At 70.8% G+C, this 25,872-nt stretch carries 25 protein-coding genes; 15 read left to right on the top strand and 10 right to left on the bottom strand.

The features are described 5' to 3' along the window. Positions 1-38: 38 nt before the first annotated feature. The 3 genes from AB0M54_RS11985 to AB0M54_RS11975 are packed head-to-tail and all read left to right on the top strand — an operon-like array spanning position 39 to position 2,814. Positions 39-959 (top strand): ABC transporter substrate-binding protein, encoded by a 921-nt coding sequence (locus AB0M54_RS11985; protein WP_364470578.1) that lies wholly within the window; start codon positions 39-41, stop codon positions 957-959. Beyond that, entirely contained in the window at positions 956-2,011 is a 1,056-nt protein-coding gene (locus AB0M54_RS11980; protein ID WP_364470576.1) for an iron ABC transporter permease, read from the top strand. Before AB0M54_RS11985 ends, AB0M54_RS11980 begins: the two co-directional genes overlap by 4 nt. A gap of 5 nt (positions 2,012-2,016) precedes the next feature. Then, entirely contained in the window at positions 2,017-2,814 is a 798-nt protein-coding gene (locus AB0M54_RS11975; protein WP_364470832.1) for an ABC transporter ATP-binding protein, read from the top strand. Here AB0M54_RS11975 and AB0M54_RS11970 read toward each other — a convergent pair. The 5 genes from AB0M54_RS11970 to AB0M54_RS11950 are packed head-to-tail and all read right to left on the bottom strand — an operon-like array spanning position 2,765 to position 6,217. Further along, entirely contained in the window at positions 2,765-3,523 is a 759-nt protein-coding gene (locus tag AB0M54_RS11970) for a VOC family protein (RefSeq protein WP_364470574.1), read from the bottom strand. The two genes, AB0M54_RS11975 and AB0M54_RS11970, sit on opposite strands and share 50 nt — an antisense overlap. A gap of 51 nt (positions 3,524-3,574) precedes the next feature. Beyond that, a complete protein-coding gene (locus tag AB0M54_RS11965) occupies positions 3,575-4,315 on the bottom strand; it encodes an ABC transporter permease (RefSeq protein ID WP_364322354.1) in 741 nt (246 codons plus the stop codon). After that, on the bottom strand, positions 4,312-5,184 hold the full coding sequence (locus AB0M54_RS11960) for an ABC transporter ATP-binding protein (protein ID WP_364322356.1): 873 nt from the start codon (positions 5,182-5,184) through the stop codon (positions 4,312-4,314). Before AB0M54_RS11960 ends, AB0M54_RS11965 begins: the two co-directional genes overlap by 4 nt. Then, a complete protein-coding gene (locus tag AB0M54_RS11955) occupies positions 5,181-5,498 on the bottom strand; it encodes a transcriptional regulator (protein WP_364322358.1) in 318 nt (105 codons plus the stop codon). Before AB0M54_RS11955 ends, AB0M54_RS11960 begins: the two co-directional genes overlap by 4 nt. After that, entirely contained in the window at positions 5,495-6,217 is a 723-nt protein-coding gene (locus AB0M54_RS11950; protein WP_364322360.1) for a transporter, read from the bottom strand. The genes AB0M54_RS11955 and AB0M54_RS11950 overlap by 4 nt, the downstream gene beginning before the upstream one ends. Positions 6,218-6,279: 62 nt before the next feature. Here AB0M54_RS11950 and AB0M54_RS11945 point away from each other — a divergent pair, with 62 nt between their 5' ends. Together AB0M54_RS11945 and AB0M54_RS11940 are read left to right on the top strand one after the other, a co-directional pair. After that, the gene (locus AB0M54_RS11945) at positions 6,280-6,762 is read left to right on the top strand and encodes an HIT family protein (protein ID WP_364470572.1); all 483 of its coding nucleotides are present in this window, start codon (positions 6,280-6,282) and stop codon (positions 6,760-6,762) included. A 14-nt stretch (positions 6,763-6,776) separates the two neighbouring features. Further along, on the top strand, positions 6,777-6,917 hold the full coding sequence (locus AB0M54_RS11940) for a hypothetical protein (RefSeq protein ID WP_364322362.1): 141 nt from the start codon (positions 6,777-6,779) through the stop codon (positions 6,915-6,917). A gap of 3 nt (positions 6,918-6,920) precedes the next feature. Here the strand turns inward: AB0M54_RS11940 and AB0M54_RS11935 are convergent, their stop codons facing one another. Next, positions 6,921-8,516: a beta-1,3-glucanase family protein gene (locus tag AB0M54_RS11935; RefSeq protein WP_364322364.1), complete on the bottom strand. Its 1,596-nt coding sequence runs from the start codon at positions 8,514-8,516 to the stop codon at positions 6,921-6,923. A 118-nt stretch (positions 8,517-8,634) separates the two neighbouring features. Between AB0M54_RS11935 and AB0M54_RS11930 the strand changes: the two genes are divergently transcribed. Continuing rightward, complete coding sequence (locus AB0M54_RS11930) at positions 8,635-9,579, top strand: aldo/keto reductase (protein WP_364322650.1); 945 nt, start codon at positions 8,635-8,637, stop codon at positions 9,577-9,579. Positions 9,580-9,591: 12 nt separating this feature from the next. Here AB0M54_RS11930 and AB0M54_RS11925 read toward each other — a convergent pair whose 3' ends face one another. Then, entirely contained in the window at positions 9,592-10,440 is an 849-nt protein-coding gene (locus AB0M54_RS11925) for a menaquinone biosynthesis protein (RefSeq protein ID WP_364322366.1), read from the bottom strand. A 167-nt stretch (positions 10,441-10,607) separates the two neighbouring features. On the opposite strand from AB0M54_RS11925, the gene AB0M54_RS11920 reads away from it, so the two are divergent. Continuing rightward, complete coding sequence (locus tag AB0M54_RS11920; protein WP_364470570.1) at positions 10,608-12,620, top strand: AAA family ATPase; 2,013 nt, start codon at positions 10,608-10,610, stop codon at positions 12,618-12,620. Between the two features lie 315 nt (positions 12,621-12,935). Continuing rightward, positions 12,936-13,838 carry a DUF3103 family protein gene (locus AB0M54_RS11915; RefSeq protein WP_364470568.1) on the top strand — a complete coding sequence of 301 codons (903 nt, stop codon included), beginning with the start codon at positions 12,936-12,938 and terminating at the stop codon, positions 13,836-13,838. 80 nt (positions 13,839-13,918) lie between these two features. Here AB0M54_RS11915 and AB0M54_RS11910 read toward each other — a convergent pair whose 3' ends face one another. The 3 genes from AB0M54_RS11910 to AB0M54_RS11900 are packed head-to-tail and all read right to left on the bottom strand — an operon-like array spanning position 13,919 to position 18,780. Then, positions 13,919-14,926: a WD40 repeat domain-containing protein gene (locus tag AB0M54_RS11910; protein ID WP_364322372.1), complete on the bottom strand. Its 1,008-nt coding sequence runs from the start codon at positions 14,924-14,926 to the stop codon at positions 13,919-13,921. Positions 14,927-14,936: 10 nt separating this feature from the next. Next, positions 14,937-15,761: an SWIM zinc finger family protein gene (locus tag AB0M54_RS11905; RefSeq protein ID WP_364470566.1), complete on the bottom strand. Its 825-nt coding sequence runs from the start codon at positions 15,759-15,761 to the stop codon at positions 14,937-14,939. A 1-nt stretch (position 15,762) separates the two neighbouring features. Continuing rightward, a complete protein-coding gene (locus tag AB0M54_RS11900) occupies positions 15,763-18,780 on the bottom strand; it encodes a DEAD/DEAH box helicase (RefSeq protein WP_364470564.1) in 3,018 nt (1,005 codons plus the stop codon). A gap of 92 nt (positions 18,781-18,872) precedes the next feature. Between AB0M54_RS11900 and mqnC the strand changes: the two genes are divergently transcribed. The 7 genes from mqnC to AB0M54_RS11865 all read left to right on the top strand — a co-directional run bounded on the left by mqnC (position 18,873) and on the right by AB0M54_RS11865 (position 25,872). Then, positions 18,873-20,114 carry a cyclic dehypoxanthinyl futalosine synthase gene (gene mqnC / locus AB0M54_RS11895; protein WP_364322378.1) on the top strand — a complete coding sequence of 414 codons (1,242 nt, stop codon included), beginning with the start codon at positions 18,873-18,875 and terminating at the stop codon, positions 20,112-20,114. 266 nt (positions 20,115-20,380) lie between these two features. Continuing rightward, positions 20,381-21,550, top strand: a complete 1,170-nt coding sequence (locus AB0M54_RS11890) for a hypothetical protein (RefSeq protein WP_364322380.1) — start codon at positions 20,381-20,383, stop codon at positions 21,548-21,550. A gap of 95 nt (positions 21,551-21,645) precedes the next feature. Then, on the top strand, positions 21,646-22,728 hold the full coding sequence (locus tag AB0M54_RS11885) for a hypothetical protein (RefSeq protein ID WP_364470562.1): 1,083 nt from the start codon (positions 21,646-21,648) through the stop codon (positions 22,726-22,728). A gap of 291 nt (positions 22,729-23,019) precedes the next feature. Next, positions 23,020-23,715, top strand: a complete 696-nt coding sequence (locus AB0M54_RS11880; protein WP_364470560.1) for a demethylmenaquinone methyltransferase — start codon at positions 23,020-23,022, stop codon at positions 23,713-23,715. Positions 23,716-23,770: 55 nt separating this feature from the next. Continuing rightward, entirely contained in the window at positions 23,771-24,028 is a 258-nt protein-coding gene (locus AB0M54_RS11875; protein ID WP_364322386.1) for a hypothetical protein, read from the top strand. Between the two features lie 121 nt (positions 24,029-24,149). Further along, positions 24,150-25,427 carry a geranylgeranyl reductase family protein gene (locus AB0M54_RS11870; protein ID WP_364322652.1) on the top strand — a complete coding sequence of 426 codons (1,278 nt, stop codon included), beginning with the start codon at positions 24,150-24,152 and terminating at the stop codon, positions 25,425-25,427. 79 nt (positions 25,428-25,506) lie between these two features. Then, a complete protein-coding gene (locus AB0M54_RS11865) occupies positions 25,507-25,872 on the top strand; it encodes an NADH-quinone oxidoreductase subunit A (protein WP_364322388.1) in 366 nt (121 codons plus the stop codon).

Raw genomic sequence — 25,872 nt, 5'->3', positions numbered from 1 at the left:
GGGCCACTCCTGTCGGCGAGCCGTCGACAGGAGGAACCATGCAACGACGACGTGTGCTGACCGCGCTGCTGACCTCGGCCGCGCTGCTGCTGGCGGGCTGTGCCGGGGGCGACAACACCCCCGCCGGGTCGCCGCCCTCGGCGAGCGCCGGCCCGGCGTACCCGGTCTCGGTCGGCGATCTGACCCTGGCCCAACGGCCCGAGCGGATCGTCTCGCTCTCACCGACGGCGACCGAGATGCTCTTCGCGATCGGCGCGGGACCGCAGGTCACCGCGGTCGACGACCAGTCGACGTTCCCGGCCGGGGCGCCCCGGACCGACCTGTCCGGCTTCAAGCCCAACGCCGAGGCGATCGCCCGGAAGAACCCCGACCTCGTGGTGCTCTCCGACGACCTCAACAAGATCGTCGACCAGCTGCGTACGCTCAAGATCCCGGTCTTCCTGACCCCGTCGGCCCGGGACCTCGACCAGACCTACGGTGAGATCGAGCAGCTCGGCACGCTGACCGGGCACCCCGCCGAGGCCACCGCGCTGACCGGCCGGATGCGCGCCGACATCGACCGGATCGCCGCCTCCGTGCCGAAGCGCACCAAGCCGATGACCTACTACTACGAGCTGGACCCGACCCTCTACACGGTCACCTCGAAGACGTTCGTCGGCTCGCTGCTCGGGCGGCTGGGGCTGAAGAGCGTCGCCGACGCCGCCGACCCCGACGGCAGCAAGGGCGGCTACCCGCAGCTCTCGCCGGAAGCGCTGGTCAAGGCCAACCCCGAGCTGATCCTGCTGGCCGACACCAAGTGCTGCAAGCAGTCCCCGGCCACCGTGAAGGCGCGCACCGGCTGGTCGTCGATCACCGCGGTCACCTCCGGGAAGGTGATCGCCCTGGACGACGACATCGCTTCCCGCTGGGGACCGCGTGTCGTCGACCTCCTCCGGTCGGTCGCGGACGGGATGTCGTGACCGATCGGCCGCGGCCGGCCGGCCTGCGGCTCCGCTGGGTGGCGGCGGGCCTGGCCGCGGTGGCGATCGCGCTGGTCGCCGGGGTGTCGCTCGGGCCCGTCGGGCTCCCGCCGGGCAGCGTCTCGGCCGAGCTTCTCAACCTCGTTCCCGGGGTACGCCTGCACAGCGGGCTCAGCGAACGAGAGATCGCGATCCTCACCGAGCTGCGCCTCCCGCGCGTGGTGCTCGGGCTGCTGGTCGGCGCGATGCTGGCCCTGGCCGGCGCCGCCTACCAGGGCGTCTTCCGCAACCCGCTGGCCGACCCGCACCTGCTCGGCGTCGCGGCCGGCGCCGGGCTCGGCGTGACCGCGGTGATCGCCACCCGTACCACCGACGGCGGCGACGCCACGGCCAACCTGCCGATCGGCGTGCCACCGGCGGCCTTCCTGGGCGCGCTGCTCGCCGTGGCCCTGACCTGGATCCTGGGGGCGGCCGGGGGCCGCGAACGCACCCCCGCCACGCTGATCCTGGCCGGGGTGGCGGTGTCGGCGTTCCTGGCCGCGGCCCAGACCTATCTGATGCAGCAGCACGTGGAAACGCTCCGCCAGGTCTACAGCTGGCTGCTCGGGCGGCTGGCCACCGCCGGCTGGCACGACGTGCTGCTGATCCTTCCGTACTTCGTGGTGACGGGTTTGATCGTCCTCTCCCAGCGCCGGGAACTGGATGTCCTCACGGTCGGCGACGAGGAGGCCGCGTCGCTGGGGCTGCACCCGCAGCGCAGTCGCTACCTGCTGCTGATCGCGGCCTCGCTGGGCACCGCGGCGGCCGTGTCGGTGTCCGGGCTGATCGGCTTCGTCGGCATCGTCGTCCCGCACACGCTGAGGCTGCTGTCGGGGGCCAGCTATCGGTCGCTCCTGCCGTTGTCGGTGCTGTTCGGGGCGGCGTTCCTGGCGCTGACCGACGTGGTCGCGCGGACCGCGGCCGGCGAGGCGGAGATCCCGATCGGCGTGGTGACCGCGTTCTTCGGCGCCCCGTTCTTCATCCTGGTGCTCCGCCGGAGCCGGGCGGTGTGACGGTGATCGGTGTGCGGCGGGTGAGTGTGCGGCTGGGCGGGGCGACCGTCGTCGACGAGGTTGACCTCGGGGTCGGCGCGGGCGAGTGGGTCACGGTCATCGGGCCGAACGGCGCCGGGAAGTCGACCCTGTTGCGGGCGATCGGCGGGCTGGTCGCGTACACCGGCGAAATTGATCTTGGAAAGAGGCGCGCCGAGACGCTCAGGCGGCGGGAGCGGGCGCGCGCGGTCGCGATGGTCGCGCAGACTCCGGTGGTGCCGCCGGGGATGCGCGTGATCGACTACGTGCTGCTCGGGCGGACGCCCTACCTCGCGCCGCTGGGCCGGGAATCGGCATCCGATCTGTCGGCCGTGGACGAAGCGCTGGGCGCGCTCGACCTGGAGGCCTTCGCGGGGCGGCGGCTCGAGACCTTGTCCGGTGGCGAACGGCAGCGGGTCTTCCTGGCTCGGGCGCTGGCCCAGGGCGCGCCGATCCTGCTGCTCGACGAGCCGACCTCGGCGCTGGACATCGGTCACCAGCAGGAGGTGCTCGACCTGGTGGATCGGCTGCGCGGCGAGCGGGAGCTGACCGTCCTGTCGACGATGCACGACCTGTCGATCGCGGGGGAGTACGCCGACCGGATGGTGCTGCTGGCCGAGGGCCGGGTGGTCGCCGCCGGCCCGCCGCGCGAGGTGCTCACCGAAACCCTGCTGGCTGAGCACTACCGGGCCCGGGTCACCGTGCTGGAGGGCGAGAGCGGACCCGTGGTGATACCTAAGCGCTCTCCAGGATCGAGAACGTCCCGCCCTGCGGATCCTCGATGACCGCGTAGCGGCCCATCGGGAAGTTGATCGGCGGCCGGACGACGTGCCCGCCCAGCTCGTGGGCCAGCGCGGAGGTCTCGTCGCAGTGCCGCACCGCGAAGTAGAGCATCCAGTGTGCCGCCAGGTCGTCCGGCCAGCCGGGGCCGACCATCGGCTGCATGCCGCCGATCATCTGGCCGTCCAGCTCCCAGACCACGTACGGCTGGCCCACGAACTGGCTCTCCCGCGCCGCCCAGCCGAACACCCGGCCGTAGAAGTCGACCGACCGCTCGACGTCCCGGGTGGTCAGCTCGCTCCAGGTCAGCGCGCCCGGCACGTCGACCACCTCGGCGCCGGCCATCGTGCCGGCCTGCCACACCGTGAAGGGCGCGCCGGCCGGGTCGAGGCAGGCCGCCATCCGGCCCTGGACGCCCACGTCAAAAGGGGGTACGAGCACCTTCCCGCCGGCGTCCTCGACCAGGATGGCGGTGTCGTCGGCGTCATCCGTCGCGATGTACGTGCTCCACGCCGTCGGCTGGCCCTCGCCGAACAGCGGTCCGGCACCGGCCGCCGGCCGCCCGTCCAGGTTGAAGATCGTGTAGCCGCCGTAGTCGTCGCCCGACACGTGGGCCGTCCAGCCGAACAACTCGGTGTAGAAGCGCTTCGCGTCGTTCACGTCCGAGGTGCCGAGATCTACCCAAAGAGGCTGGCCAGGGGTCGGTGCGGTCATCTCCGCATGGTGGCACCGACCCCCCTTTCGACTCTCTTAAGTGTCGAACTTCTAGCTGAACCGCCGACCCTCGTCGCGGCGATAGGCCCATGCGGCCAGCCCAGCGAAGACGATCGTCCAGGCCACCAGGCTCACCGTCGCGGTCAGGTCGAACCGGAAGTCGCCGACCGCCGCCCACATCAGCCGGGCCGCGCCGCCGGTGGGCAGGTAGGGCGCGATGTTCTCGACGAATCCCGGCGCCGCGCCCGGTGCGGTCATCAGCCCGCCGCCGAAGGCCAGCGGGAAGAACAGCAGCTGGGCGGTCACGATCGCCGCCTTGGCCGGCAGCGAGTAGCCGATGGCCAGCCCGAGCAGCGTGAACGGCAGCGCGGACACGGCCAGCGCCCCGAGCGCGGCCAGCGCACCGCCCCAGGTGATCGTGGCCGCGGTGAACAGCCAGGCGATCAGCACGACCGGGATCAGCGAGATCGTCATCAGGGCCAGCCCGGCCAGGATGCGGCCGAGGAACCGCGGTCCCGGTCCGGCCGGCAGCGTGCGGGTGAACGGGTCCCACGGCTGGGCGCGGTCTTCGGCGATGCCGGCGCCGTACTGGAAGAGGTTGGTCGTCATCACCGCGAACGTGACCATGGAGGCGGTGGCGAAGGTGGAGTAGACCGGGTCGTCGCCGACGAACGGCACCACGAAGAACAGCATCGACGCGGCCGGGAAGAACGCGCTGCCGATCAGGGCCATCGGGATGCGTACGGTCTCGAGCAACTGGAACTTGGCGTGGGTCAGAGCGAGCGTGGTCATCGGGCACTCCCCGTGAGAGTCAGGAACGCTTCCTCGAGCGAGGTGGGACGCACTTCCAGGTCGGCGAACGGCACTTCCTTGGCCACCAGGTCGCGGACCAGGCGATCCGCGTCCGGCGTGAGCAGATGGGTACGCTCGCCCTCCCGCTCTCGGCCGACCACACCGGGCAGATCCGGTACGGGCGACGCCGTCGAGACGCTGACCCGGCGGATGGCGACCAGGCCGCGGACGGCGTCGACCGTGTCGTCGGCGAGCACGCGACCTCCCCCGATCACCACGACCCGCTGGGCCAGCGCCTCGACCTCCTCCAGGTAGTGGCTGGTCAGCACGACCGTGCCACCGTCGGCGTGGAACTCGCGGACCGCGTCCCACAGCGACCGCCGGGCCTCCACGTCGAGCCCGGTCGTCGGCTCGTCGAGGAACACGATGCGGGGCCGGCCGACGAAGGCCAGCGCCACCGCCAGCCGGCGCTTCTGCCCGCCGGACAACCCGCCGGTCTGCCGCCGCGCCAGATCGGTCAGGCCGAACCGGGCGAGCACCTCGTCCCGCCCGAGCGGCCTGGGAAAATGGGCGCGGGTGTAGTCGACGACCTCGACGACCCGCAGCGACGACGGCAGCCCGGTCTCCTGCGGCGTCACGCCCAGCGAGGCGCGGGCGGCCGCGTGGCGCGGGTCGCGGCCGCACAGCTCGACCGTGCCCTCGCTCGGCCGGCGGAGCCCGGTGAAGAGGTTGACCAGGGTGCTCTTGCCGGCGCCGTTCGGGCCGAGCAGCCCGACCAGCTGGCCGGCCGGGACGTCGAGGGACAGCCGGTCGAGGGCGAGCACGTCGCCGTACCGGCGGCTGACGTTGATCGCGCGGGCCAGGGTCATGGCTCCTCCGAGGGGTTGAGCAGGGCTTTCAGGGCCGCGGTGTAGTCCTCGAAGGCCAGCCGGCCGCGGCGGGTCAACTGGACGAGGGTGGCCGGCGTCCGGCCCTGATGGGTCTTGGTCACCTCGACGTAGCCGGCGTCCTCGAGCTTGCGGAGATGCACCGACAGGTTTCCGGCGGTCATCCGCAGGATCTCCTGGAGCCGGGGGAACGCGATCCGGTCGCCCTCACGGAGCATCGACAGCGACGAGACCACCCGGAGCCGGGCCTGGGCGTGGATCACCGGGTCGAGTTCCGGCAGCTCGGTCTGGCTCACTGGTTCCCAGCCTCGGCGTTCCCGGCCCCGGCGTTTCGGGCCTCGGCGGTTTCGGCCTCGGCGTTCTGGGCCTCGGCTTTTTGGGCTTTCGGCAGGCGGGACTTGGCGTAGGCGCCGGCCGCCAGCATGCCGCCGCCACCGAGCACGGCCAGCAGCAGCGCGTGCCACCCCGGCCCGGCGAAGACGCCGATCACGTTGATCGCGCTGATGAAGACGCCCAGCAGGAAGACGTTCTTGTCGTTGTAGATGGCGCCACCGGCCATGTGCAGCGCACCGGTCAGCGCCACCATCGCGCCGGCCCAGAGCAGGTTGACCTCGCCGTCGGGCACGAACTGGCTGACCCGGCCGAGCACCGTGGACAGCCCGAAGAAGGCGACCGACCAGGTGATGCCGTAGAACGCACCCTGCCGGCTGGACGGCCCGGAGATCCACCGCCCGCTGCGGGCGCCGACCACCCCGGTGAACGCGCCGGCCGTGATCATCGTCGCCGCCAGCACGGCCAGGGGCACCCAGTCGGGCATGTCGACGAAGACCCGCCCGCCCGGCCCGAAGCGCAGGAACAACAGGGTGAAGCTGATCAGCCAGGCGAAGCCCCAGGGCCACAGGAAGACGCGCGGGTCGGGGGTCAGCTTGCGTTCCGCCTCGGCCCGCTCGCGCTCGATCAGGCGGAGCGATTCGGCCGGGTCCATCGGCAGGTCGTCATCGTGCTCGCTCGTCATGCAAAGAACTTTACCGCACAAAGTCAAAGAGGTTTGTGCCATAAAGTTGACAGCCTGCTGGGATGTTCGACATCGAGGCCTACCAGCGCCGCGCCCGGTCCGGCCCCTGCTTCATCTGCGCGTTCCTCGCGGGCCACCCCGACTACAACCACCACGTGGTGTACGAGGACAACGCGACGATTGCCTTCCTGAACCGCTGGCCGACGCTGCGGGGCTACACGCTGGTGTGCCCGAAGCGCCACCTCGAGGACTGGCTGCGCCTGCCCCCGGCCGACTACCTGGCCGTCCAGTCGGTCGTCCACCGCGTCGCCGTGGCGATCGCCGAGGTCGTGCCGACCGAGCGCATGTACTCCCTGTCCCTGGGCAGCCACCAGGGCAACGCCCACCTGCACTGGCACCTGGCGCCCCTGCCGCCCGGCGTGCCCTACGACCAGCAGCAGTACCACGCGCTGATGGCCGAGAACGGCGTTCTGCCGGTCGACGACGCCGACCAGTCCACCTTGGCCGCCCAGATCCGCGCGGTCGTTCCCGGCCGCACCGGCTGAACGGCGGTCATCGGGTGCCCGGCCCGGCTGTGACGGGCGACGACTTCCGGCGTACGAAGGATCGGCTGTCGTCGGCGCTGGGCGATCGGTTCGACGCCCTGTACGCCGAAGGGCGCGCGCTCCCACTACCGGAAGCACGCGCCCTGGTGGCGTGACGCCTAGCCCTTGCGCCACTTCTGGTTGGCGGTTCCGGCGCAGTCCCAGAGCTGGAGCTTGGCGCCGTTCCCGTTCACCCAGTCCTTGATGTCGACACACCGGTTGGACTGCGGGTTCACCAGGTCACCGGCGCCGGAGAGGGTGAACTGCTGGGCCCCGGTGCCGTTGCACGTGTAGAGCTGGATCGCCGCGCCGTTGGCGGTGGAGCCGTCGGCCACGTCGGCGCACTTGCCGTTCTCGGTCTTCAGCGCGCCGCCCTCGAACGTCCACTTCTGGGCGCCCGAGTTGTTGCAGGTGTACGTCTGGAGCGGCGCCCGGTCGACGAAGTTGGCGCCGGGCACGTCGACGCAGAGGTTGTTCCAGTTGCTGATCACCGGCACCCCGGCCGGCGTGGGCGGCGGGGTCGAGCCACCGGCGCCGAACGGGCTGAGGATCAGGCCGGCCGAGCGCGGGTCGCCGTCGTGCACCAGCGACTCGAACGCGCCGACGTCGTCGAACGGGAACGCGTAGGCCTTGCCGTCGACCATGTTCGCGTGGATGACCCGGGCGTACTGGTTGGCCGGGTTGTTGCGGTAGAACTCGCCCGCGTTGAGGGTCGGCTGAGTGTCCAAGGTGCCCAGGGTGCCGCGGTTGAGAGCGGCGCAGAGGGTACGCGAGATCGGGCCGACCACCTGGTCGTTGGGTGCCGGCAGGTCACCGGCGCAGCCCCAGACGCTGCCCGAGGACGGGCGGTTGAACGACGCCACCTGCTGGCCCGCGCTGTTCGTGAAGTTCATGACGTTGCCCGACGTACGCCCGAAGTACTTGGTGTTGGGCTGGTCCCCGAACGGCACGACGGTCAACACCTTGCCGGTGTACGCGTTCCACGCCGACGCGATGTACGAGTCGTAGTAGTTGGCGGCCAGCAGCCCCGCCTCGGCCGCCTTGCCCGGCGCGAGCACCCGCAGCACGGTCCCGTCCGAGCGGCTGACCACGGTGTTGGCCCAGCCGGACTGGCCGCGGATGCCGTCGATGATCGCGTTGCGGCCGTTGTTGACCACGTCGCCGGTCCGCCTGGTCGCGCCGCTCGCCCCGGTCACGGTGACCGCGTGCGGGATCGCGAACATGTCCACCTGCGAGCTGTTCAGCCACAGGCCGGCGTCGTTGTAGGTGAACTCGGACCAGTCGAACAGAATGTTGCGGTTGGGGTCGCCGCCGGCCCACGGCGCGGGCTGCACCAGGCCGTCCGGGGTGAGGAAGAACTTCAGCTTCTCGCCGAGGGAGAAGTAGACCCGGCCGGAGAACCCGCGCGGGAAGTTGATCGTGGTGGTGCCGCCGTTGCCGGGTCCGCCGATGGCGACGTCCGGTGCGGGCGAGGGCGGGAGCTGGCCACCGCTCCAGGCGGTGAACGTGCCGGCCTGGTTCACGTAGCCGAGTCGGCCGCTGGAGAGCTGGACGCCGATCGTGTAGAGGTAGACGGCCTCGCCGCGTCCGGTGTTGTTGGTCACCGAGACGGGGAGGACGGCCGGGCCGATCGCCTGTGCGGGGGTGGCGACCACGGCGGTGACCGGAATCACGAGGGACAGGGACAGGAGTAGGGATCTCAGTCGCAATCGCACGAGAGCCTCCGGGGATGAGGACGAGAGAGCGCTCTCACAGCGTGAATGTTTTTAGTAAAGAATGTCAATAGATGATTGCCGATCTATGACCCGACCTAAGCTCGAACTCATGAGCGACATGACCTACCGCCGCCTCGGCCCCTCCGGCCTGCTGGTCTCCGTGGTCGGGCTCGGCTGCAACAACTTCGGCCGCAAGCTCGACGCCGACGGCACCCGCGCCGTCGTCGACGCCGCCCTCGACGCCGGGATCACCCTGTTCGACACCGCCGACATCTACGGCACCCCGCACGGCGCCTCCGAGGAGTTCCTCGGCGCCGCGCTCAAGGGTCGGCGCGACGAGGTGGTGCTGGCCACCAAGTTCGGGATGGACATGGAAGGCCTCAACGGCAACGACCGCGGCGTACGCGGATCGCGGTCCTACATCATCCGGGCCGTCGAGGCGTCCCTGCGCCGGCTCGACACCGACCACCTCGACCTCTACCAGATGCACGAGCCAGACCCGGGCACCCCGATCGACGAGACCCTCGCCGCGCTCGACCACCTGGTGCGCAGCGGCAAGGTGCGCTACCTGGGCAACTCCAACTTCGCCGGCTGGCAGATCGCGGACGCCGACTGGACCGCGCGGGCCGCCGGGCTGACCCCGTTCATCAGCGCGCAGAACCAGTACAGCCTGCTGGCCCGCGAGGCCGAGCAGGAGGTCGTGCCGGCCTGCGAGCACTTCGGGCTCGGGCTGCTGCCGTTCTTCCCGCTCAACAGCGGCCTGCTCAGCGGCAAGTACTCGCGGGACGAGAAGCCGGCCTCAGGGTCGCGGCTCTCGCTTCCCCGCTATCAGCGCTGGCTCGACGGCGCCGACTGGGACACCATCGAGGCACTGACCGCGTTCGGTGCCGACCGCGGCCACAGCCTGCTCGACGTGGCGATCGCCGGCTTGGCCGCCCGCCCGGCCGTGACCAGCGTGATCGCCGGCGCGACGACCCCGGACCAGATCCGGCAGAACGTCGCCGCCGGTGGCTGGGAGCTCACCGCCGCCGACGTGGCGGCGCTCGACGAGATCTTGAGCTGAGGCCGCTCCGCCTCAGAGCGCCGCGAAGACCGGTCCGTCCGGCGGCAGTGCCGGCGCCTCGCCCCGCGCTGCCGCCCGGCGGGCGAACTCGCGCAGCCCGGCCACCTGGCGCTCGCCCAGCGAGAAGTCGAGCGCGCGGAAATAGTTGGCGAGCGTCGCGGCGTCGAACGGTTCCCACCGGGCGGCCGCCTCGGCCACCGTGTCGAGCTCGTCCAGGCACAGGTCACGGGAGCGCAGGAAGGCCTCGTGCACCTCCTTGACCACGCCCGGGTGGGCCGACGCGAAATCCTTGCGCACCGCCCAGACCGCGAAGACCATCGGCAGCCCGGTCCACTCGCGCCACGCCTCACCCAGGTCGACCACGGTCAGACCGCTGGGCGGCTCGTGCATGACCCGCAGCGCCGGGTCGCCGATCAGCACGCCCGCGTCCGCCTCCATCAACATCTGGGTCAGGTCGGGCGGGCAGCGGAAGTACTCCGGTTCGGCCTGGTAACGGTCGGCCAGCAGCATCTGCGCCAGCAGCACGCCGGTTCGTGAGGTCGAGCCCAGCGCCACCGGGCGGCCGTCCAGCTCGCCCAGCGGCCGGGTGGTCACCAGGTTCACCGACAGCACCGGCCCGTCACTGCCGACCGCCAGGTTGGGCAGGAGCAGCAGATCTTCGTGGTGGCGCAGGTATTCGACCAGCGAGATCGGGCCGATGTCGAGGTCGCCGGCGACCAGCGCCGCGTTCAGCCGGTCGGGCGTGTCCTTGCGCAGATCGACGTCCAGCAGCGCGCCCGAACGCATCAGGCCCCAGTAGATCGGCAGGCAGTTCAGGAACTGGATGTGCCCGACCCGGGGGCGCTGGACGCGATCACTCATGCCACCGAACGTATCCCGGCATTTCGCCCCGCCGGTAATTCGGTGGCGTATCCCACGTCGGAGCGTAAGGTGGTTGGCCGCTCGACGGACGAGGTGAAAGCACCGAAGCGGACGTCGCCGCGCCGGGTCCAGGCGGCCATCCGCCCCCGGATACGCGGAAGCGAAGCATGCGAGCGATAGGGAAGATCAGCGTGCCCGCACCTGACCTCGACAGCGAACTGCAAGCCGAACGAAACCATCTGTCCGAGTCCCGGGCCGCCCTGCGCCGGATGCGCGGCCGGGCCGAAGCCCTCTTCTCGACCGGCAGCGACGTCGCCGGCGACGCGTACGGCGCCGAAGCCCTCGGCCGGACCCTCTCCCGGCGGGTGGCCGAGCTGGCCGACGTACCGGACACCCCGCTGTTCTTCGGCCGCCTCGACATCGGCGACGCCGAGTTCCACGTCGGCCGGCGGCACGTCACCGACGACGCCGGCGAGCCGATGGTCCTGGACTGGCGGGCGCCGCTGTCCCGCTCGTTCTACCGGGCCAGCGTCCGCGACCCACAGGGCGTGGCCGTGCGCCGCCGATTCGGTTTCGTCCGCGGCGAACTGACCAGCTTCGAGGACGAACACCTCGACCGCGGCGAGGAACTCGGCACCAAGAGCCGCATCCTGACCGCCGAGATCGAACGGCCGCGCGTCGGCCCGATGCGCGACATCGTCGCCACCATCCAGCCGGAACAGGACGAGCTGGTCCGCGCCGACCTGGAGCACTCGATCTGCGTGCAGGGCGCGCCCGGCACCGGCAAGACGGCGGTCGGGCTGCACCGGGCGGCGTACCTGCTCTATCTGCACCGCGAGCGGCTGCGCCGGTCCGGGGTGCTGATCGTGGGGCCGAACACCGCGTTCCTGTCGTACATCTCGGCGGTCCTGCCGGCCCTCGGCGAGGTCGAGGTGCAGCAGGCCACCGTCGACGAGTTGATCGGGCGGGCGCCGGTCCGGGCCGTCGACACCGACGCGGCCACGCTGATCAAGCACGACCCGCGGATGGCCCGGGTGCTGGCCGAGGCGCTTCGTGGCCGGCTGGTGAAGCCGACCGAGCCGATCATGGTGTCGGACGGGTCGTACCGGTGGCGGATCGACGCGGAGCCGCTGCGCCGGATCGTGGACGAGGCCCGGCGCGAAGGACTGCCGTACGCGGTGGGCCGGGAGCGGGTGCTGGCCCGGGTGGTCGGGCTGCTGCAACGCCAGTCCGAGTACCGGACCGGCAACTCGCCCGGCGAGGGCTGGATGCGCAAGATGGCCCGGGTGGCGCCGGTCCGCACGTTCATCGACGCCGCCTGGCCGTCGATCACGCCGGCCGAACTGGTCGTCTCCGTGCTTGTCGACCCGTCGATCGCGGACGGCATCCTGACCCCCGCCGAGCAGGAGGCGATCCGCTGGGTCAAGCCGCCACGGACGGTCAAGGCCGCCCGGTTCAGCGCCGCCGACCTGGTATTGCTCGACGAGGCGGCCGGGCTGCTGGAACGGGAGTCCAGCTTCGGGCACGTGGTCGTCGACGAGGCGCAGGACCTGTCGCCGATGCAGGCGCGGGCGATCGCGCGGCGCAGCGAGCACGGGTCGATCACGCTGCTCGGCGACCTGGCCCAGGGCACGGCGCCGTGGGCGGCGGTGAACTGGCGGGACACCCTCGGCCACCTCGGCAAGCCGGACGCCGCGGTGGTCCCGTTGACCGTCGGGTTCCGCGTACCCGAAATGATCATCGAATTGGCCAACCGCCTGCTGCCGGCCCTGGGCGTGGACGTGCCCGAGGCCGAGTCGCTGCGTAGCGACGGCGACCTGTCCATCGTGCCCACCGGCGATGTCGAGGCGGCCATGCTGGTCGAGATCACGGCCGCGCTCGAGCACGAGGGGTCGGTCGCGGTGATCGCGGCCGACAGCGCCATCGACCGCCTGCGCAAACACCTGGCCGCGGCGGGCGTCGAGGCCGCGACCCCCGAGGACGTCGACTCCGAGGCGCGCGTCACGGTGGTGCCCGCGACGATGGTCAAGGGCCTCGAGTACGACCACGTCATCGTCCTCGAGCCCGCCGACATCGTGGCCGCCGAACCGCGCGGCCTGCACCGCCTCTACGTCGTCCTGACCCGCGCCGTCTCCCGCCTCTCGGTCCTGCACAGCCAGCCCCTGCCGCCGCCTCTCTGATTAGACGCTTCCAGCCCTGGCGACGCTCGCCGGCCCACTCACTCGTCGGTGCGGAATGAGGGTTGTTCGACCCTCACGAACCGGTTCGCGCGTCCGTAGCGTCCCTTCTCGACAGACGGTGCGGCAAGAGGAGGAATTGTGAACCCAGGGAACATGGGATCTCGGAGTGCGCGGAAAAGGGCAGGGCGGATCGTCGGCGCTTCCCTGACCATTCTCGGGACGGTCGCCGCGAGCAGTGCCATCATCGGGGGCCCGGCGTACGCGGAACCTTCGACCGCCACGGCCAGGATCTCCGACGCCGGCACGAACAGCTCGTTGGACGCTCTGGCGAAGTTGTTCGCCGGCGCCGTCACGGACAAGGGCTTCCGTCAGACGATCCAGGATTCCGTCGCCGAGCGGTTCGACGGCGACAACGATGTCCTGTGGAAGAGTCTCAAGGCGAAACCGGGTGCGCAGGGCGCAATCACGAAGGTCGCTTCTCAGGCGAAGGGCATCTCGACTCTGTCGGCCCAGAACACCGTCGCGGCTCTCGCCAACGGGATTCCGCGCTTCCAGGTCGCCGTGCCCGCGAATTTCGACACCTGGAATGCCGCGGACTACACCCCGCTGGTCGCCTGGATGCCCGAGGGCGTCGACGACACGACACTCGCGACCGTCACCGCCTACGACGCCGCGGGCAAGGCCCACCAGCTGGATGCTCAGGTGGCGCCGAAGCAGCCCGTCATCGTCCTGGGGGTCAACGAACGAACCGACGATGCCGGCAATGTGCTCCAGACCCGGCAATCAGACGTGACGTCGGCCGACGAGTCGGTTTCCGCCGCAGCGGCCAGTTACAAGGTCACCATGAATGAGGTCGTTCTGCTCGACGACAAGGAGCCGTGGGCCAAGGGAGACGCGGAGATCGCTGTGCGGGTCAAGAGCAGGGGCTGCAGCGGTACGGGGTTCGTGGAATACAACTGGGAGGGGTTGAACAACGCCGGCGACGAATGGACCGGAGTGGAGAACCTGGGCAGTTCCAAGTGTGACGTGGTCTTCTCCTGGTGGGAGGACGACGGCAGCAGTTTCGACTTCGAGTTGGCCTTCGGTGAGTACAAACTCGGAATCGGCATGGACGACGATGATGACCGCATCGGCGACGTTCAGATCAAGCACAGCTTGTTTGAAGGCTCTTCCCAGAACAGAACCAATTGGGGCGCTCTTCGGCAGTGGACCTCCTGAGGGTGCCGATCAGGTGACCCCGTGTGGAGATGCGCGGGCCGACCGCTCGCGTATCTCCCGTCGCCCCGGAGCATGTGAGATCAGCCCGGCACGTCGGCCGACCAGATGCAGACCTGGTCGTCGACGCAGGCGGCGACCGCGAACCGGCCGTCCACCTCGGTCACGGCCAGGCCGGACACCTCGCCGGTGTAGAACTCGCGCAGGTGAGGGTCGGTGATCTCGTGGCCGGTGGCCGGGTCCCAGGCGATCACCTTCGAGTCGCCGGCCGAGAACGCCAGGGTGCGGCCGGACCGGGCGGTGACCAGCACCACCGCGTGGTTCCAGCCGTACCCGGGGTGCGTCAGCGTGGCCAGCAGGTCGCCGGTGGTCAGGTCGCGGACGTTCAGGTCGGCCCGTTCCTCGGGCCGGCACCATTCGTCGGGCTGGTTCTTCCGGGCGTCGATGCCGTGCACCACGACCGGGCGGCCGTTCACGGTTCCGGCGGTGCCGACGCCGCCGCCGTCCGGGATCAGCATCGGCTCGCGCAGTTCGGCGCCGGTCGTGGCGTCCCAGAGGGTCCCGACCGCGAGGTCGTCCCAGTGCTTCTCGTCGTCCCGGAGCTCGCCGATGACCAGGGCGATCAGGCGGTCGCCGGGGGAGGACAACGAGATGCTCGTCACCTCGCGCCGCACGTCGAAGTCGGCCCGCGGGGCGCCGGTCGACGCGTCCCAGACCCGGAGTCGCTGGTCGGCGCCCGCGGCGGCGACGAGGTTCCCGGCGGCGGCGAGCGCGACGACCGGCTCGGGCCGCGGCGCCCCGATCCGTTCGCCGGTGGCCGGGTCCCAGCGCTCGACGAGGCCGTCCTCCCCGGCGCTGACCAGGATGTCGCCGGCGAACACGAGGGCGCGGACCGGCTTGGGGTGTGCCTCGATGGACCGCAGGAAATCGGACGTGCCGGCCTCCCACAGCCGGATCGTGCCGTCCTCCCCGCCGGAGGCGAAGACCGGCCGGCCGGCGCAGGCGCCGGCGGCGATCGCCCGGACGTCGCCGGCGTGACCGTGCTCGGCCTGAGCCGCGTTCCAGGGATGTTCATCCACAGGCGTGTCCACGCCGCGCACGCTAGTCGGGGCGTTCAAGGTCTCGGTAGGCGGGACGCAGCAGGTCGGTCAGCGGGATGTGACGCACCTTGACCTTCGGCGCGTCCAGGGCCCGCAGCAGCAACTCGGGCGGCGCGGTCACCCGGGCCGGCCGCTCGCGCAGGCGGCTCAGCGAGATTCCGGGGGAGTAGTAGTCGCCCAGCCGGTCGCCGAGCGCCGTCTCGTCGACGGCCAGGGGGTCGATCACCTCGGCCGGTTCGGGTGTCGCGCGCAGGGCGTCCAGCAGCTCGTCGCGGCTGCGGCCGCGCCAGGCCAGCACCAGGAACGGGTCGTCGTCGAACGCCTCGGCCAGCACGTATAGCACGGCCGAGGCGTGTTTGCAGGGGACGCTCCAGTCCGGGCAGCTGCACACCATGCCGACCTGGGCGGGGAACAGCGGCAGCTCGGCCGCGTCGAAGACCTCCACGATCTCGTGCGGCATCGTGCCGGCCAGCAGCGCGGCCCGGAACAGGGCCTGGCCGGCGAGGTCGGAGGTCAGTCTCGTCCACTGTGGCGGGTCGAAGGCGTCGATGGTCAGCGTGACGAGATAGGGCTCTGGTCGTGAGCCCTGCACCCGGCCGACCACCCGGCCCGGCGTGAGCGAGAAGTCGATGACCTGGCCCTTGCGGGCGTAGCTGCGGCCGCGGGCCAGCCGGCCGGGCGGGCAGATCTCCTCGAGGATGTCGACGAACCGCCGTGACCACCACTGCGAGCCGATGTTGCCGCGCTGGGCCCGCACCGCGATGCCGCCGTCGACCTTGATCGGCGGCCCGCCCTCGAAGAACCGTCCGTCGGGGTCGACCGGCATGTCAGCTCACCGCCACCGGGTCGAGCGCGAACAGGTCGCGCAGCTGGTCGGTGTTCAGCTCGGAGATCCAGTCTTCGCCGGTGCCGACCACCGACGCGGCGAGCGCCTTCTTCCGCTCGATCATCGCGTCGATCTTCTCCTCGAGCGTTCCGGTGCAGATGAACTTGCGGACCTGTACGTTGCGCCGCTGGCCGATGCGGAACGCCCGGTCGGTGGCCTGGTTCTCGACGGCCGGGTTCCACCAGCGGTCGTAGTGGATCACGTGGTTGGCCGCGGTCAGGTTGAGGCCGGTGCCGGCCGCCTTGAGCGACAGCAGGAACAGCATCGGCTCGTCGTCGGTCTGGAAGCGCTCGACCAGGTCGTCGCGCCGGGCCTTGGTCAGGCCGCCGTGCAGCCAGAGCACCGGCCGGTCGAGGTGGGCGGCCAGGTAGGGCTGGAGCATCGACCCGAACTCGGAGTACTGCGTGAAGATCAGCGCCTTGTCGCCGTCGGAGATGATCTCTTCGGTCAGCTCCTCGAGCCGGGCCAGCTTGCCCGACCGCCCGGGCAGCCGGGAGCCGTCCTTGAGCAGGTGGGCCGGGTGGTTGCAGACCTGCTTGAGCTTGGTCATCGCGGCGATCACATTGCCCCGGCGCTGGATGCCCTCGGAGCCCTCGATGGCGTCCATCATGTCTTCCACCACGGCCTGGTAGAGCGTCGCCTGCTCGGCGGTGAGCGTGCACCAGGTCTTCATCTCGTCCTTCTCCGGCAGGTCCGAGATGATCGACTTGTCGGTCTTGAGGCGGCGCAGCACGAACGGGCCGGTCGCCCGCTTGAGCGCGGCGGTGGCGTCGGCGTCCTGCCGGATCTCGATCGGCTCCTGGAAGCGGCGGCGGAACCGCTTGGCCGGCCCGAGCAGCCCCGGGTTGACGAACTCCATGATCGACCAGAGCTCGGCCAGGTGGTTCTCGACCGGCGTGCCGGTCAGGGCCAGCCGGGTACGGGCCGGAATCGCACGGACGGCCTGCGCCTGCCGGGTCCCGGCGTTCTTGATCGCCTGAGCCTCGTCGCAGGCCACCCGCCCCCACGTCACCTCGCACAGGGCCGTCAGGTCACGTAGCGCGGTCCCGTACGTGGTGATCACGAGGTCGGCCGACGCGACCGCGTCCAGGAACGAGGAGTCCCGCTGCCGGGCGCCGCCGTGATGCACGTACACGCGCAGGCTCGGGGCGAACCGCGCCGCCTCTTTCTGCCAGTTGCTGACCAGCGACATCGGGCAGATCAGCAGGGTCGGCGCGGCCTTCGTGTCGCCCGCCCGCTCGGCCAGCAGCAGCGACAGCGTCTGTGCGGTCTTGCCCAGGCCCATGTCGTCGGCCAGCACCCCGCCCAGACCCAGCCTGGACAAGAAGTGCAACCACGACAAACCCCTTTCCTGGTACGGCCGGAGCACGCCCTGGAACGCCGCCGGGGTGGCCACCGGCGCCAGGCGTTCGGCCGCGCCACCGAGCAGGTCGCCGAGCATCCCGTCGGCGTCGACCTCGACCAGCGGCAGGTCTTCGTCGCCGCCGTCGACCACGGTCTGCAGCACCTCGGCCGCGGTGAGCTCGCCTTCGCGCCGCTTGTCGACCGCCCGCAGCGCCGCCTTGAGCTGCCGGTCGTCCAGCTCGACCCACTGACCGCGGATGCGGACCAGCGGCACCTTGAGCCGGGCCAGCTCGGCCAGTTCCTCGGCGGTCACCGTGCCGTCGCCGATCACCAGGTCGATCCGGAACCCGACCAGCTCGTCCAGCCCGAACCCGGAGTCGGCGACCGCCCGGGACGATTCCTTCTTCCGCGTACGCGTGGTCAGCTTGAGCCCGACCGCCTTGCGCCCCGCCCACTTGGGCAGCTGCACCCCGAAGCCGGCCGCCTGCAACAACGGCGCCGCCTGGCGCAGGAACTCGTGGGCCTCGCCGGTCGCCAGCGTCATCGCCGCCGGTTCCGGATCGCGGAGCGCGACGTGGAGCAGGGGGAAGAGCCGCACCGCCCGGCCGAGACCGGCCAGCAGCGTCTCGTCCGGCCGGGCGGGCAGCCCCGGCATCCGGGCGCCGTCCCACAGCGCTGCCGCGGGCAGGTAGAGGCTGGGGTCGTCGGCCGACTGGAGCGCGAACTCCAGGCCCCAGTCGTCCTCGCCGGGCGGCGGCTCGCTCAGCCGGAAGCTGACCCGGATCGGCCCGTTGGCCTCGTGGGCGGCGGCCAGCCAGCCGTCCAGGGCCCGGCGCAGGTCGGCCACCTCGGCCGGGGGTGCGCCGGGCAGGGCCGGGTCGTCGGCGGTCAGCGCGAGCACCCAGCGGTCGGGCAGCGGCGCCTTGGGTCCCGGCCGGTGGCCGAGCAGCAGCCGCTCGGGCAGCAGCGCCCGGGCCGCCGCGTCGACCAGGGCGGCCAGCGCGTCCCGCAGGGTCGCGCCCTCGCCGGCGTCGTGGGCGGCCCGGCAGACCGGCGGCATCGCGGCCGCGAAGTCGCGGTAGGCGGCGGCGTCGGCCCCGGTCAGCACCGGACGCCAGCGCGCGGCCGATTCACCCGCCTCGGTGACCAGTTGGGGCAGCATGCGGCCCCGGCGGGCCAGGTCGCAGGCGTGCCCGGCCAGCACGCAGAGGTAGCGCAGCGAGGCCGCCGAGCTCCACGGGCCGCTCGGGTCGGGCGAGGCCAGCGCGCCGAGGGCGGCCATCGCCGCCTCGCCGGGCAGCAGCAGCGCCGGCGTCTCCCACTCGGTCAGCCGCAGCCCGCGGCCGGGCGTCTCGCTGCCCGCCTCGGGCGACGGCAGCGGACCCTTGGTCGTGCCGGGAAGCCGCAGCGTGAGCGTGCTCTCGACCGCTGTGGCCAGCTCGTCGCCGAGGTCGTCGAGCGCGGCCAGCAGCCGGCCGGCCGGCACCGCGAACGGGTGGGCCGGCCTTTTCGCGCGCGACGCCGCGGTCAGCGGGAGCTCGGGGTCTTCGGCCCAGAGCGCGAGCTGACCCATGCCGCCCGGAACGGGCAGCCACGAACCGTGAACGACAAGCACGCCGACGACCCTAACCAAGGGCACCGACAAAACCGCGCCGCCGTGACACGCGCCGCTGACGACCCCCCGAAACGGCACGTACGCTTGGCGTCGTGACTGCCTTGACCGAGATCGACAGCATCCTGCAGCGTGGCGCCGACGGCGGCCGGATCAGCGCCGAGGAGGCGCTGCTGCTCTACACGGATGCGCCGTTGCACGCGCTCGGCGAGGCGGCCGACGCGGTCCGGCGGCGTCGATACCCCGACGGCATCGTCACCTATCTGATCGACCGCAACATCAACTACACCAACGTGTGCGTCACCGCCTGCAAGTTCTGCGCCTTCTACCGCGCGCCGAAACACGGTGAGGGCTGGTCCCACCCGATGGCGGAGATCCTGCGCCGGTGCGGCGAGGCGGCCGACCTCGGCGCCACCCAGGTGATGCTCCAGGGCGGTCACCACCCCGACTACGGGGTGGACTACTACGAGCAGCTCTTCTCCACCGTCAAGCAGGCGTACCCGCAGCTCGTGATCCACTCGATCGGGCCCAGCGAGATCCTGCACATGGCCAAGGTGAGCGACGTCTCGATCGAGGAGGCGGTGGTCCGCATCAAGGCCGCCGGGCTCGACTCGATCGCCGGCGCGGGCGCCGAGATGTTGCCGGACCGGCCGCGCAAGGCCATCGCCCCGCTCAAGGAGAGCGGCGCCCGCTGGCTCGAGGTGATGGCGGTCGCCCACCGCAACGGCCTGAGCTCGACGGCCACGATGATGATGGGCACGGGCGAGACGAACGCCGAGCGCATCGAGCACATCCGGATGATCCGTGAGGTCCAGGACCTCGCCGTGGCCAACGGCTACGCCGACACCCCGGTCGAGGCGGCGGACGGTCCCGGCGGCTTCCGGGCGTTCATCCCGTGGACCTACCAGCCCGAGAACAACCACCTCAAGGGCCGCACCCAGGCCACGACGCTGGAATACCTGCGGTTCATCGCGGTGTCCCGGCTGTTCTTCGACAACGTGGCCCACCTGCAGGCGTCCTGGCTGACCACCGGCAAGGACGTCGGCCAGCTGTCGCTGCACATGGGCGTCGACGACCTGGGCTCGATCATGCTGGAGGAGAACGTGATCTCCTCGGCCGGCGCCCGGCACCGCTCGAACCTGCACGAGCTGATCTGGATGATCCGCACGGCGGGCCGCATCCCGGCCTGGCGCGACACCCTCTACAACCACCTGGCCGTGCACCACACCGAGGCCGACGACCCGACCGACGACCGGGTGGTCTCCCACTTCTCGTCGATCGCGATCCCCGGTGGCGGCGCCGGCCGCACCCAGCTACCGCTGGTCGAGGCCTCCTGACCGAGCGTGAGCCGGTTGCGTATGGACGATACGCGACCGTCGCGACGCTTGTAATGGCGGTATCACGCTCCGTCGAGATCCGCTCATCCTTTCGGCCGAGTGACGCCCCTGGCTTAAAGGTCCCTTAACCGTTCCGAGAAACGGGCATTTGCGGATCAGGGCCGCGCATGACCTGTGTGTCCCCTGTGGACGGGATAGCGGAAGGTGAAGATCCGTCGATAACCTTCGGGCCTCTTATTCCTAGGTCTCACGGGGAGCCCCCTCTCATGACGATCCGCCACCTGGCGCGCGTCTCCGCCACCGGAATGCTCGCGGCCGGCGCTCTCGCCCTGGCCGCCACTCCGGCGTTGGCCGCTGACGTCGACTTCGGTATCAACCTCAAGGGCACCACCATCGCCCTGGGCGCCACCGAGAAGCCGGCCACGATCAGCTTCTCGAACAACGGCACCAGCAAGCCCAAGCAGGTCGGCGTGCTCTTCGACGCCCGCCAGCTGAACGACAAGGTCGCTCTCGACCTGGGCTCGTGCACGGTGGAGAACGGCATCGCCGACTGTGAGATCGGCGAGGAGTTCATCCCGGGGCCCGGCGAGACCGCCGACCTGGACGTTCCGCTGAAGGTGGCCGACCCGGCCGCCCGCGGCAGCGCCGGCAAGCTGAAGGTCACGGTCGTCGTCGAGGGTGACACGGTCAAGGCCAACGACAGCAAGACCGTCGAGGTCGTGCTGTCCGAGAAGGCCGGTGTCGACCTGCGCGTCGTCGCCTCGGACGTGACGTCCGCCGACAGCAACGGCGTGCCGACCGGCAAGGCGCTGGCGCCGGGCGAGCACAGCTTCGCCTGGGGCTACATCGCCAACCACGGTGACGCGGCCGCCACCAACCTCAAGGTCTCCGTCAAGCTGCCGAAGGATCTCACCTTCGCGGCCAAGGAAGAGGACTGCGAGTACAACGCGGCGATGACCGCCGCGACCTGCGTCGGCAAGGGCCTGGTCCTCGTGCCGTTCGGTCAGGAGAACGACACGGCGATCTCGGCGTTCAGCTCCTACTTCGAGGTTGTCGTCTCGTCGAAGGCCAAGGGCCCGGCCAAGCTGACCGGCGGCACCTGGACCGTCGTGGCCGAGACCCTGCCGGCCTCGGTCGCCAAGCGTCGCGCCGCGGCGCCGGCCCTGCCCAAGTTCGCCAAGGCCGTCACCAAGGCCGAGATCGCCAAGTTCGACGTGGACGCCACGGACAACAGCGACGGCTTCGTGGCCATCCTCGGCGGTGTCGCGGGTGGCGAGGGTGGCGGCGAGTCCGACGACCCGTCGCTGCCGCTGACCGGTCCGGTCGCCGCGGGTGCCGCCGGCGCCGGTGCCCTGGCCCTGGGTGTGGGCGCGTTCCTCTTCATCTCGGCCCGTCGTCGCCGGATCACCTTCGCCGCGCCGACCGACAACAAGTAAGGCGCCACCACCACCGCAGAACTGAAGATCGCCGACCGGCCCGGCACCCCACCAAGGGGGTGTCGGGCCGTTGGCTATGGGGGGGAATCTTGATCATGCGTCGTCTGCTCACCGGCGCCGTCGCGCTGTTCCTCGCGGCGAGCGCGGTCACCCTGACCGCGTCGCCGGCCAGCGCGGGCCCGGAGGACGAGCTCAGGGTGGCCATCGAACTCTCCAGCGGCAAGGTCGTGGCCGGGGGCACCAAGCAGGTGACGTTCACGATCACCAACATCAGCGACGACGATCTCTGGAACCCGGTCCTGGAGTTCGAGGAGAACTCCTGGGACCACGACCGGATCACCATCGCCATCGACCGCGAGGTCTGTGACGCCGGCGGGTGGATCGGTGACGGGTGCGCGCTCACGCCGAACCCGTTGCTGCCGGGCCGGAGCGCGACATTCACGACCACCATCACGGGCGGGGCCGTGCCCGGACCGGCCGGCAACCTCCGCGTCCTGTTCGTCTACCGGGTGGGCTGGGACCCGCAGGACTTCGCCACGTTCCCGCTCTCCGTCGAGAGCGGGCCCGGCCCGGACCTGTACGCCCAGGCCGCGGACGTGCCGGCCGACGGCGCGCTCGAGCCGGGGCAGACGGCCCCGCTGGAGGCCGCCTTCGCCAACCGGGGCAACGTGCCGGCCACCGACGTCAAGGTGACCGCGACCCTGCCGGCCGGCGCTCGCTTCCGGCCCGGGAAGCCGCCCGTCGAAGGCTGTGAGACGACCGCCCGGACGGTCACCTGCGACTTCGGCGACGCGGTGCTGCCGGCGAAGAGCGACCTGATCCCGCTCTCCTTCCCGGTGCGGCTCGACGACAACGCCAAGCGGGGCGTGAACCTCAAGGGCGGCAAGGTGACGATCACCGGCCGGGCGGCGACCCCGGCCGAGGTCAAGGCCGCGCCGAGGTCCTTCCCCACGCCGCTGGCCGACATCGACCTGGCCGACAACGACGACACCTTCGTGATCGTGGTCGTGCCGGGTGACGACGAGAGCCCGGGCGGCGGCGCCGGCGGCGGTGACGGTGACGACGACCCGGTCCTGCCGATCACCGGACCGGGGCCGGCCGTGGGCGCCGGGGCGCTGCTGCTGGCCCTCGGAGCATTCTTGATCTTGCTGGGGCGCCGCCGTGAGGGGGTCGGGTAGGCCGTACAGCGGATCCGATCATCCGTTCAGACAGGTGCGGTTAGGCGGGTCGGTGAGGGGCTGATTGCTCCTTCGTAACGCTCGCCGTGTCTTCCTGTACCGGGGTGTTTCCGCTGGATATCGTGCTTCTCGTAACACTGAGCAATGCACCGACGCCGCCGGTTGCCATCAACGATGGCGGCGCCTCTGGACCCGACCGATGGCGGTCGTATATATAACGCAACACAGTGACGGGCGGGATGGGTGACCATCCCGCCCGTTTCCCTGTCCGGGGCCTGGCAGAGTGGACGCGTGACGCGTGCAGATCTGGACAAGCAGCCGCATGAGGTCGCCGAGATGTTCGACGGCGTGGCCCGGCGGTACGACCTGACCAACACGGTCCTGTCGTTCGGTCAGGACCGCGGCTGGCGACGGTCGACCCGGGCCGCGCTGGCGTTGCGGCCGGGCGAACGGGTGCTCGACGTTGGCGCGGGCACCGGGATCTCCACCGAGGAGCTGACCCGCTCGGGGGCGTACGCGGTGGGCGCCGACCTCTCCACCGGCATGCTGGCGGCGGGCCGGCACAGCGGGCGCACCGTTCCGCTGGTGGCCGGCGACGCGCTGCGCCTGCCCTTCCCGGACGGCGTCTTCGACGCGGTGACCATCTCGTTCGCCCTGCGCAACGTGGTCGACACCGGCGCCGCGCTGCGTGAGCTGGGCCGGGTCACGCGCAAGGGCGGCCGCCTGGTGGTCTGCGAGTTCAGCCACCCGGTCAACCGGCCGTTCCACACGGTCTACTTCAACTACGTGATGCGGTCGTTGCCGCGGGTCGCGCGTCAGGTGAGCAGCAACCCGGAGGCGTACGTCTATCTGGCCGAGTCGATCCGCGCCTGGCCGGACCAGACGGGTCTGGCCGAACGCATCGCGCAGGCCGGCCCCTGGACCCGGGTCGGCTGGCGCAACCTGACCGGCGGCGTGGTGGCGCTGCACCGGGCCACGAGAGACTAGTGAAAACCCGCCAAACCCCCAACAAATCGTAAAACCGTGCTTAACGTACGAAAGTATGCGCACACTCGGGGAACTTGAGGACACCGACATCGATGTGGCCATCGATGATCAGGAAGAGGGCGAACGGCGCGCGCTGGAACTGGCCAACCGCATCCGGCTGGTCGCGGCCGACGATCCGGGGCTGGCCCAGGATCTGGTGGATCAGCTGATCGTCGCGCTCGATCGGGCGATGGGCGGTACGTTTCGGAAACACCTGGACGGAGCCGCCCGGCTGGTCGCAGACCGGGCACTCGACCGCGGCTCACCGGCGTGACTGGGGGTTAGGGTTCCCTAACCCCGAAGCGCCTCGATGGCCGTCTTAGACTCCGGGTGGGCTGGCTTGTGAACTGTTTCACGAGCAAGCGCGAAACGGAGGTGAGGCCGTGCACGAGCAGCTGACAGCGATCGTCGACGAGGCCGATGTGATCATCGTCGGCGCCGGGCCGGGCGGTTCCGCGGCCGCCTATCACATGGCACGACACGGACTACGTGTCCTCCTGCTGGAGAAGACCGAGTTCCCGCGCGAGAAGGTCTGCGGCGACGGCCTGACCCCGCGCGCCACCCGGCAGCTGATCCGGATGGGCGTCGACACCTCGGAGAAGGCCGGCTGGCTGCAGAACCGGGGCCTGCGGGTGATCGGCGGCGGCGTCCGGCTCGAGCTCGACTGGCCCGAGCTGGCCAGCTTCCCCAGCTACGGCCTGGTCCGCACCCGGCTCGACTTCGACGACATGCTGGCCAAGCGCGCGGTCGAGGCCGGCGCCGTGCTGCACACCCGGGTCAACGTGACCGGGCCGGTGCTCGACGACGACGGCCACGCCATCGGCGTCCTGGCCAAGCGTGGCGCCGAGAAGGAACCGGTTCAGTTTCGCGCGCCGTTGATCGTCGCGGCGGACGGTGTGTCCGGCAAGCTGCCGCTGGCGATGGGCCTGGCCAAGCGGGACGACCGGCCGATCGGGGTGGCGGTCCGCCGCTACTACCAGTCGCCGGTCCGGGCCGACGACGACTACCTGGAGTCCTGGTTGGAACTGCGCAGCGCGCAGGACCGCGACCGGCTGCTGCCCGGGTACGGCTGGATCTTCGGCCTCGGCGACGGCCGGGTCAACGCCGGCCTGGGCATCCTCAACTCGTCCAGCGCCTTCGGCCGCACCAACTACCGGGCGATGCTGACCGACTGGCTGGCCACCACGCCGCCGGAGTGGGGCCTGACCGACGAGGCGAACGCGGACGGTCAGATCCTCGGCGCGGCGCTGCCGATGGGCTTCAACCGGGTTCCGCATTACACCCGCGGCATGATGCTGGTCGGCGACTCGGGCGGCATGGTCAACCCGATGAACGGCGAGGGCATCGCCTACGCGATGGAGTCCGGCGAGCTGGCGGCCGAGGTCGCGGTGCAGGCGCTGGCCCGACCGGCCGGTCCGGACCGCGAGCGCGCGCTGCGGGCGTACCCGGCGGAGTTGAAGATCCGCTTCGGCGGGTACTACCGCCTGGGCGGGGTCTTCGTGAAGCTGATCGGCAATCCACAGATCATGCGGGTCGCGACCAAGCACGGCATGCCACATCCGACGCTCATGCGATTCGTTCTGAAACTGCTGGCGAACCTGACGGATCCGCGGGGCGGGGACGCCATGGACCGGGTCATCAACGGTCTGACCAAGGTGGCTCCGGCGGTATGAAGACGCAGGACACCCCGGTCGAGGCCGGAGGATCCCGGATCAATAGTGTGAGCTGGACGACACCCGAGCAGGAGAGAGCATGACGGTCAACCCGTACGTCCCGATCGTCGGGCTGCTGACCCTGGGCGCGTTGTTCGCGTTGTTCTCCGTGTCCATCGCCCCGATCGTCGGACCGAAGCGCTACAACCGCGCCAAGCTGGACGCCTACGAGTGCGGCATCGAGCCCGCGCCGCAGCCGATCGGCGGCGGCCGCTTCCCGGTCAAGTTCTACCTGACCGCGATGCTCTTCATCATCTTCGACATCGAGACCATCTTCCTGTACCCGTGGGCCGTCTCCTTCGGGGCGCTGGGCCTGTTCGGATTCATCGAGATGGTTCTTTTCATCATCACCGTCTTCATCGCCTACACGTATGTGTGGCGGCGTGGCGGCCTCAACTGGGACTGA

The sequence above is a fragment of the Actinoplanes sp. NPDC051470 genome (assembly GCF_040682035.1).
GTDB lineage: Bacteria > Actinomycetota > Actinomycetes > Mycobacteriales > Micromonosporaceae > Actinoplanes.
This window is presented reverse-complemented; position numbering and strand designations above follow the sequence as displayed.

What these genes read in the sequence shown, in the direction of transcription:
- AB0M54_RS11985 (WP_364470578.1), top strand. Translation starts at nt 39, where the DNA reads ATGCAACGACGACGTGTGCTGACCGCGCTGCTGACCTCGGCCGCGCTG.
- AB0M54_RS11970 (WP_364470574.1), bottom strand. Translation starts at nt 3,523, where the DNA reads ATGACCGCACCGACCCCTGGCCAGCCTCTTTGGGTAGATCTCGGCACC.
- AB0M54_RS11965 (WP_364322354.1), bottom strand. Translation starts at nt 4,315, where the DNA reads ATGACCACGCTCGCTCTGACCCACGCCAAGTTCCAGTTGCTCGAGACC.
- AB0M54_RS11960 (WP_364322356.1), bottom strand. Translation starts at nt 5,184, where the DNA reads ATGACCCTGGCCCGCGCGATCAACGTCAGCCGCCGGTACGGCGACGTG.
- AB0M54_RS11950 (WP_364322360.1), bottom strand. Translation starts at nt 6,217, where the DNA reads ATGACGAGCGAGCACGATGACGACCTGCCGATGGACCCGGCCGAATCG.
- AB0M54_RS11945 (WP_364470572.1), top strand. Translation starts at nt 6,280, where the DNA reads ATGTTCGACATCGAGGCCTACCAGCGCCGCGCCCGGTCCGGCCCCTGC.
- AB0M54_RS11930 (WP_364322650.1), top strand. Translation starts at nt 8,635, where the DNA reads ATGACCTACCGCCGCCTCGGCCCCTCCGGCCTGCTGGTCTCCGTGGTC.
- AB0M54_RS11925 (WP_364322366.1), bottom strand. Translation starts at nt 10,440, where the DNA reads ATGAGTGATCGCGTCCAGCGCCCCCGGGTCGGGCACATCCAGTTCCTG.
- AB0M54_RS11920 (WP_364470570.1), top strand. Translation starts at nt 10,608, where the DNA reads ATGCGAGCGATAGGGAAGATCAGCGTGCCCGCACCTGACCTCGACAGC.
- AB0M54_RS11905 (WP_364470566.1), bottom strand. Translation starts at nt 15,761, where the DNA reads ATGCCGGTCGACCCCGACGGACGGTTCTTCGAGGGCGGGCCGCCGATC.
- AB0M54_RS11890 (WP_364322380.1), top strand. Translation starts at nt 20,381, where the DNA reads ATGACGATCCGCCACCTGGCGCGCGTCTCCGCCACCGGAATGCTCGCG.
- AB0M54_RS11885 (WP_364470562.1), top strand. Translation starts at nt 21,646, where the DNA reads ATGCGTCGTCTGCTCACCGGCGCCGTCGCGCTGTTCCTCGCGGCGAGC.
- AB0M54_RS11875 (WP_364322386.1), top strand. Translation starts at nt 23,771, where the DNA reads ATGCGCACACTCGGGGAACTTGAGGACACCGACATCGATGTGGCCATC.
- AB0M54_RS11865 (WP_364322388.1), top strand. Translation starts at nt 25,507, where the DNA reads ATGACGGTCAACCCGTACGTCCCGATCGTCGGGCTGCTGACCCTGGGC.